This is a genomic window from Acinetobacter tandoii DSM 14970 = CIP 107469 (assembly GCF_000400735.1).
Taxonomy (GTDB): Bacteria; Pseudomonadota; Gammaproteobacteria; order Pseudomonadales; family Moraxellaceae; genus Acinetobacter; species Acinetobacter tandoii.
Map to the genome: position 1 here is coordinate 177479 of NZ_KE007362.1, position 8797 is coordinate 186275.

The 8797-nt window shown below is 41.4% G+C and carries 3 protein-coding genes and 2 rRNA genes; 1 reads left to right on the forward strand and 4 read right to left on the reverse strand.

The genetic code is table 11. The features are described 5' to 3' along the window. Positions 1 to 143: 143 nt before the first annotated feature. The gene (locus I593_RS03850) at positions 144 to 2162 is read right to left on the reverse strand and encodes an Ig-like domain-containing protein (RefSeq protein ID WP_016166257.1); all 2019 of its coding nucleotides are present in this window, start codon (positions 2160 to 2162) and stop codon (positions 144 to 146) included. 151 nt (positions 2163 to 2313) lie between these two features. Here I593_RS03850 and I593_RS03855 point away from each other — a divergent pair, with 151 nt between their 5' ends. After that, a complete protein-coding gene (locus I593_RS03855; RefSeq protein WP_016166258.1) occupies positions 2314 to 3696 on the forward strand; it encodes a dihydrolipoyl dehydrogenase in 1383 nt (460 codons plus the stop codon). On the opposite strand, the gene I593_RS03860 is transcribed toward I593_RS03855, so the two are convergent. The 3 genes from I593_RS03860 to I593_RS03870 form a co-directional block, all read right to left on the reverse strand. Further along, complete coding sequence (locus I593_RS03860; RefSeq protein ID WP_026441012.1) at positions 3686 to 5275, reverse strand: Na/Pi cotransporter family protein; 1590 nt, start codon at positions 5273 to 5275, stop codon at positions 3686 to 3688. The two genes, I593_RS03855 and I593_RS03860, sit on opposite strands and share 11 nt — an antisense overlap. A gap of 269 nt (positions 5276 to 5544) precedes the next feature. Continuing rightward, positions 5545 to 5659, reverse strand: a 5S ribosomal RNA gene (gene rrf / locus I593_RS03865). Positions 5660 to 5872: 213 nt separating this feature from the next. Further along, positions 5873 to 8764 (reverse strand): 23S ribosomal RNA (locus I593_RS03870). Between the last annotated feature and the right edge of the window lie 33 nt (positions 8765 to 8797).

The following is an 8797-nucleotide window of genomic DNA, read 5'->3' on the forward strand; positions in this document are numbered from 1 at the left end:
TATTGATCGTTGTACTCTGTACTTCCATCCTATCTGCTTGTACATCTATGGATGTACGTCCTACGGTTGGTGTGAGTGTTGGAACATCAATTTAAATTTTCGCTCAAAAAAAAACAGCGCCGAAGCGCTGTTTTTTAATGTACTTAATTTAGTGTGATAATTCTGGTTGTTATTTTATTTGGAGCATTGATAGTAATTTTGACGTCATCACCGACTACACATTTTTGTAATCGTGCCGTATATTTAACTCCTTCATTTGAATCTAATGTAAAAGTTGAAGGTGTTAACATTGCAACAACACTTGGTACTTTGACATCACCTGACAAGATATCTGCTTCACAGTCCAAATTATTATCAGTATTGTCTTTCACTGTAACAGCTACTGTTGTCCCTGATGGCATTGGTACCGTTTTAGCGCTATTTCCATAAACTTGGAAAGTAAAAATATTAGATGTAATATCAGTCATAATAGTATTTACACCTGATACGCCATAAAAAGTAGGCGTATCACTTGCAAATGCAAAAATAAGTTGTTGACGAATTACAGCATCTAAATTTGTGTCACATGTTCCAGCAATATTCGGCTCCGTCATTAAGGACGCACCACAAGTTCCCTTTGCACCACGCTTATAAATGAATTCACCTAAGTTTGCATTATATGTATTGTCTTCATTATCATCACGGAAAAAATCACCAATATTCGTGCTATTTCCAAGTTTATCTTCTAGCTTATCAACAGCAGCGTTATAGACATTGTCTCCATCAACATCAATAAATGATTTATCACCCTCAACATAAGCTAAAACGGTTACGCGATTATCCACAGGACGAGGATTCTGTGTTGCTAATGTCACTGAACATGCACCTTCGGTTGATGCACAATTAGGAGTAATACTTCCACCTTCGGCAAGGAAACTGATCACAGTACCATCTGGGACAGGGTTACCCACACGATCAACCATACGAGCGGTGACTATCGCAGTATCACCATCTTTATCATTCTGCAATGAATTCTTAGAGACAGATATACTTAAGCCATTTTGTGTTACACGTCCAGTTGAGATAGCAACGTTTTTAGATAAGGCATAAACATTGGAATTGGAAGCTAATGTCGCTTTAATTTCAACAGGACCTGGTTTATTACCTGGGTACAGATTAACTACAATTTTACCAGTTGAATCACTTTTTAACGTTTTCGCTGTTTTGTTGCCAAACGTGACAAAGCTAAGCCCTTCTGGACCGCGTACTAATTCAATATTAACATCTTTATTAGAGGCAGGGACACCATTTGCATATACTGTAAACTCAATTTGACCACTTGATGCTGAACCACTACTTTGAATACCCAAATTAACAGCATCTGATGTATAAACTAAGGAATTAGCTTCAATTGAGGCAATATTTACGCTGATTGTTTTAGAAATAGCACCATTACTTCCACTTACTGTAATCGTTTGTGTACCTTCACAAAGTTTACCATTGGCATCAATCGCTTTATAAGTTGAAGTTACATCGCCCTGATTTGAGGAAACTACAGAAGAATTATCAAAAGTACCACAGCTAGTTGTGAAGTTCACAGTCACATTATTTTGATTTTCACCAGTGCTCGCATCTTGGGTTTTCAAATTAATATTTGTCGATGCCCCTGATTCAAGAGTTGGATTCACAGCTGCAAGATTTGCAAAAAGAATATTCGCTGCTTGAAGCGTAAAGTAATATGGTTTTGATGTGGCTGTTTTTCCATCATATTCAGCTGTTGCCGAAAGTTGATAACTTCCTGTATCTGTAATATTGGTTGGTTTAATTGCAATGCTAGCAACACCCTCTGCATTTGTTAATACAGCACCATTAGAAGTACCAAACTCTACACCGCCACCCGTAAATTTGACTAAAGCGCCGCTAATACCCTTGCCAGATGAATCGGTTACTTTAACAGATGCTGTAGCTCCAGCAATAGTTACAGCAGTTGTAGCTTTATTATTAACATCAAAAAGTGAAATTGTCCCAATATTTACTGCAGAAGTTGAGGAACCACCACCAGTTGAAACACCTCCAGAATTATTATTTTCAAAATATCCACCACTTCCCCCTCCACCACAACTTGCTAATAAAACACAAAGTGCAATAGTCGACAGTTTTAAACCAATCTGTTTATTATTCATCAAAATTCCCCGAACATTATTTTGTTCAAAAGTCGTCATTAAAATTGTTAATTTGCAGTATGAAACCATAGAAGTAGCTTTATGTAAACAAAGCCAAATCAAATGTTTTACTATGTTAGTCTGAAGAACATTTATTCAAATAATATCTATTATGTACGACATCATTATTATTGGTGCTGGAACAGCTGGACAGGCTGCATATAAAGAAGCAATCAAACACACATCAAATATTTTAATTGTAAATCATGGCCCTTGGGATACGACCTGTGCACGTGTAGGTTGTATGCCAAGCAAAGTACTCATTTCTGTAGCAAATCAACTGCATGATGCTCAATCATTAGATCAAATTGGTGTAACAACATATCTACATCCTGATTCCCAAAAAATCATGCATCATGTACAGAACTTAAGAAATCAATTTACACAAGCAGCTTTAAAAGATGTCGAACGCTGGGAAACAAGCCATAAAATAACTGGTCAAGCTCACTTTATTAATGCCTCGACAATTGAAATTAATCAAAAGCACTATCAAGCTCGGAGTTTTATTCTAGCTGTAGGATCAACGCCTAGTTTTGATCTTGAATGGAAAAAAGAATTAGGATCTAAACTCATTACTTCTGATGAAATCTTTGAACTGGAGCAACTGCCAGAATCTATCGCTGTGATTGGAAGTGGTGTTATTGCTCTTGAACTTGCGCAAGCATTACAGCGTTTAGGTGTTAAAACTACGATATTTGCACGTAGTCAAAAAGTCGGAACATTAACCAGCCCTTTACTACAAAAAATGGCACAAGAGCTTTTAAGTCAAGAAATTGAAATTAAATTCGAAGTGTTACCTACGCACATTCATAATTCCAAAGATGGTGTACAAATCACCTATCAGGAATTTGACCAAGAACACCATCTAATCGCAGATTATTTATTGGTTGCCACAGGACGTCGTACATTATTAGATAATTTAAAATTAGAAAATATAAATGTTGAATTTACAGATTTGAAAAACTTACCTATTCATACAGTAACCAAACAGCTTGCACACTATCCTATTTTTGTTGTTGGTGACGCTCATACCAACACACCTATTCAGCATGAAGCTGCACATGAAGGTCGCAATGCTGTTTTAAATTGCTTAAATTTAAATAAGATCAAAAGCATTCGAAATTTAACTCCACTAGGAATTGTATTCTGTGAACCAGAAATGGCTATTGTGGGTCAAAGTTTTAAGCAAATTGAAAGCAGTAAAGTTCCTTATGTAACAGGGTATGTTTCTTATGCCCGACAAGGACGAGCACAAGTCTTAAGGAAAAACTATGGTGCCTTAGAAGTCTATGTCCATACAGAGAGTCGTAAAATTCTAGGTGCAGAACTACTAATGACTTCCGCTGAACATTTAGCGCACTTACTCAGCTGGATGATTTCTGAAGACTGCACACTTGATCAGCTACTGGAAAAACCATTTTATCATCCAACTTTAGAAGAAGGCCTTAGAACTGCATTAAAGCATGCTCGACGCCAATTAAATGCTATTCAATAGTATCTTGTTGTTGCAACAATACTGCAACTCTTTGTGTATGGGCGATGAGATGTACAATCCAACGTTGTGCAGCCAATAAATCCAAGGTCTGAGAAGCTGTAAGTTGATGGTTTACCGAGGCATGCATAATCTTCTGACGAAGGAATTCTTGCTGTTCGTTGCTCGCTTGCTCTAACTGAATTAAATCATTCACAAAATCTGTTGGAAATTTTGGAAATGGTGTTGTTTGTAAATATTCAATTTGTCTTTCCAAATGCTTAACCAATGCTAAAGGAAGTTCTTGTAATATTTGCTGCTTCTTAAGCAATTCAACTTGCGCAACATCTTGTAAATCATTTCTCAAAACTCTGATATATACCACTAATCTGAGCAAGAGAATTAGACGCTGCTGATCGCTGAGAGACTGTGGAACAGACATGCGCTCTAAGTAGGATTCTACAGTTTTTATGGTTGCATCCATCTCATTGGTATTAACCATTGTAGTAATAATTTCACTACGAATAAATTTAATCAGTAAAGAATAGATATCAGTTAATGTTTGCAGCAAAACACGTTCTGTTGCAGCTATAGCCAGTGCAGGTACACTGTATAAACTATCATCCAAGTAGCGTGTTAATGAATTTTCTTGCTCAGGTAATAACCTTAATAGGACTTGTTCAAATCGACCAATAAACGGCATAAAAATTAAGGCACCGAGCAAGCTAAAGCACGTATGAAACGCAGCAACGATAAGAATGGGATCCAAATGATGGATAAAGGCTATATACTGATAAGCCCATAAGAATCCAGGTAATAACAATAAAAAAGCAAATATTGCAGTCACAACATTAAAAATGACATGTACGGCAGCAGTTCGTTTTGCACTGGTAGTCGCCCCTACTGCGGCCAAAACTGCAGTAACAACAGTCCCAACGTTTTGACCTATTACCAAAGCTAAGGTTTGCTCCAAGTTAATCGCTTGGCTCGCCAAAGCCGCTAAAGTTGCTGTAATTGCTGCACTCGATGAGTGCAACAAAATCGTCATCACAAAATCAATCAGTACTAAAAGTAATTTACTTAAAAGACTTTCTGTTGGCCAACGACTTAAATCAACTGAAGCAGCAACCCCTGCCATAGCTTGCTGTAAAACATCTATTCCAAAAAATAATAAACCGAACCCAGCAATAGTCATTCCCATTAAAGCCAGACGTTCTTTAGCAAGTAGTTTTAAGATTGCTCCAATAGCAACCAAAGGTAAGGCTATTTTTGAGATTGAAAATTTTAAACCAAGTAATGCAACCATCCAACCTGTACTGGTGGTACCGATATTGGCACCAATAATTACACCAATTGCATTACTAAACGTCAGAATACCAGCACTAACAAATCCAATAGTTGCTAAAGTCCTTGCTGTAGATGATTGCACAGCAATCGTGATGATAATACCCGAAAACATTGCTTTTAAGGGAGAGTCCATGAAGCGCACTAGCCATTGTCTCAATGCTTCCCCAGCAATAGCTTTAAGGCTATCGGTCATTAAACTCATTCCTAATAGAAATAAGCCAATACCCCCACACAACTGTAATAAAATATTCAGCACAATCATTCTCGATTTATAGTTCTTATCATTTCACAGGTTTATCATAGAATATGAGAGAAATAAAATTTGATCTTATAATATAACTCTGTGTATTTCAGATTTTTAATACTTAAGCCTTAGAGTTAGAATCAGCGACTTTAAGGTTATTTATAATAATCTTCACATATTACCTTTCATTCATGCACTTTAAACTTGTTATTAACTTAATAATTTTCTACTAGACGATAAAAAGCCCCCTAACCATTGAGTTAGGGGGCTTTAGAATAATGAGCTGGCGATGACTTACTCTCACATGGGTAACCCCACACTACCATCAGCGCTAAGAGGTTTCACTTCTGAGTTCGGGAAGGGATCAGGTGGTTCACTCTTGCTATTGTCGCCAGCACAACTGTTTATGGACTTGTTCAGGTTTTATGCTCAGATCATTTGATCTTGTTGCTACCCTACTTGGTACCAAATGAGTTATTAACGGATTAGTTAACTGAGTCGAATTTTATGTTCTAGCTTTCACTAAATCAAGTTTTTTGTTTCAGATCAGGGTTAACTGATCTTTTATGAATCGATTATAAGCTTTAAATACAACTGCTTGGGTGTTGTATAGTCAAGCCTCACGAGCAATTAGTATTGGTCAGCTTCACATATCACTATGCTTCCACATCCAACCTATCAACGTCGTAGTCTTCAACGGCTCTTTAGAGGACATAAAGTCCTAGGGAAATCTTATCTTGAGGTAGGCTTCCCGCTTAGATGCTTTCAGCGGTTATCCCTTCCGAACATAGCTACCCGGCGATGCGACTGGCGTCACAACCGGTACACCAGAGGTTCGTCCACTCTGGTCCTCTCGTACTAGGAGCAGATCCTCTCAAATTTCCAGCGCCCACGGTAGATAGGGACCGAACTGTCTCACGACGTTCTAAACCCAGCTCGCGTACCTCTTTAAATGGCGAACAGCCATACCCTTGGGACCTGCTTCAGCCCCAGGATGAGATGAGCCGACATCGAGGTGCCAAACACCGCCGTCGATATGAACTCTTGGGCGGTATCAGCCTGTTATCCCCAGAGTACCTTTTATCCGTTGAGCGATGGCCCTTCCATACAGAACCACCGGATCACTAAGACCTACTTTCGTACCTGCTCGACTTGTGGGTCTCGCAGTTAAGCGCGCTTTTGCCTTTATACTCTACGCGTGATTTCCGACCACGCTGAGCGCACCTTCGTACTCCTCCGTTACTCTTTAGGAGGAGACCGCCCCAGTCAAACTACCCACCAGACATGGTCCTCGTCCCGGATAACGGGACAGAGTTAGAACCTCAACATTACCAGGGTGGTATTTCAAGGACGGCTCCATTGGAACTGGCGTTCCAACTTCAAAGCCTCCCACCTATCCTACACAAGTAAGGTCAAAGTTCAATGTCAAGCTGCAGTAAAGGTTCACGGGGTCTTTCCGTCTAGCCGCGGGTACACTGCATCTTCACAGCGATTTCGATTTCACTGAGCCTCTGCTGGAGACAGCGCCGCCATCATTATGCCATTCGTGCAGGTCGGAACTTACCCGACAAGGAATTTCGCTACCTTAGGACCGTTATAGTTACGGCCGCCGTTTACTGGGGCTTCGATCAAGAGCTTCGCTTACGCTAACCCCATCAATTAACCTTCCAGCACCGGGCAGGCATCACACCCTATACGTCCACTTTCGTGTTTGCAGAGTGCTATGTTTTTAATAAACAGTTGCAGCGGCCTGGTTTCTGTGGCTGCCAATAGCTCAGGGAGCAAGTCCCATCACCGTCAGCAGCGTACCTTCTCCCGAAGTTACGGTACCATTTTGCCTAGTTCCTTCAGCAGAGTTCTCTCAAGCGCTTTGGTCTACTCGACCTGACCACCTGTGTCGGTTTCGGGTACGATTCCTGTGTAACTGAAGCTTAGAGACTTTTCCTGGAAGCATGGTATCAGCCACTTCACTGTACAAGTACAGCTTGCTATCAGTTCTCAGCATAGAGTACCCCGGATTTGCCTAAGATACATGCCTACAACCTTCCACCTGGACAACCAACGCCAGGCTGACTTAACCTTCTCCGTCCTCTCATCGCATTACACAGAAGTATTGGAATATTAACCAATTTCCCATCGACTACGCCTCTCGGCCTCGCCTTAGGGGTCGACTCACCCAGCCCCGATTAACGTTGGACTGGAACCCTTGGTCTTTCAGCGAACGGGTTTTTCACCCGTTTTGTCGTTACTCACGTCAGCATTCGCACTTCTGATACCTCCAGCATACTTCTCAATACACCTTCATCGGCTTACAGAACGCTCCCCTACCACTTGACTAATGTCAAATCCGCAGCTTCGGCACATAGTTTTAGCCCCGTTACATCTTCCGCGCAGGCCGACTCGACTAGTGAGCTATTACGCTTTCTTTAAAGGGTGGCTGCTTCTAAGCCAACCTCCTAGCTGTCTATGCCTTCCCACATCGTTTCCCACTTAACTATGATTTTGGGGCCTTAGCTGGCGGTCTGGATTGTTTTCCTCTTGACTACGGACGTTAGCACCCGCAGTCTGTCTCCCGGATAGTACTCATAGGTATTCGGAGTTTGCATCGGTTTGGTAAGTCGGGATGACCCCCTAGCCGAAACAGTGCTCTACCCCCTATGGTATTCGTCCGAGGCGCTACCTAAATAGCTTTCGGGGAGAACCAGCTATCACCAGGCTTGATTAGCCTTTCACCCCTATCCACAAGTCATCCCCTGGCTTTTCAACGACAGTGGGTTCGGTCCTCCAGTTAGTGTTACCCAACCTTCAACCTGCTCATGGATAGATCGCCTGGTTTCGGGTCTACACCCAGCAACTAAACGCCCTATTAAGACTCGATTTCTCTACGGCTCCCCTATACGGTTAACCTTGCTACTGAATATAAGTCGCTGACCCATTATACAAAAGGTACGCAGTCACCGAACAAGTCGGCTCCCACTGCTTGTATGCATGCGGTTTCAGGATCTATTTCACTCCCCTCACAGGGGTTCTTTTCGCCTTTCCCTCACGGTACTGGTTCACTATCGGTCAGTCAGGAGTATTTAGCCTTGGAGGATGGTCCCCCCATATTCAGACAAGGTTTCACGTGCCTCGCCCTACTCGACATCATCATATCAGCCCTTTCGTGTACAGGACTATCACCCACTATGGTTGCACTTCCCAGAGCATTCCACTAAAACTGATATGACTTAATGGGCTTTTCCCCGTTCGCTCGCCGCTACTGAGGGAATCTCAATTGATTTCTTTTCCTAAGGGTACTGAGATGTTTCACTTCCCCTCGTTCGCCTTGCAACACTATGTATTCATGTTGCAATACCTACCTTATAGTAGGTGGGTTCCCCCATTCAGAAATCTCCGGATCAAAGGATATTTGCCGCCTCCCCGGAGCTTATCGCAGGCTATTACGTCTTTCATCGCCTCTGACTGCCAAGGCATCCACCACATGCACTTAATTACTTGACTATACAACCCCAAACAGTCGTTATTACCTACAAG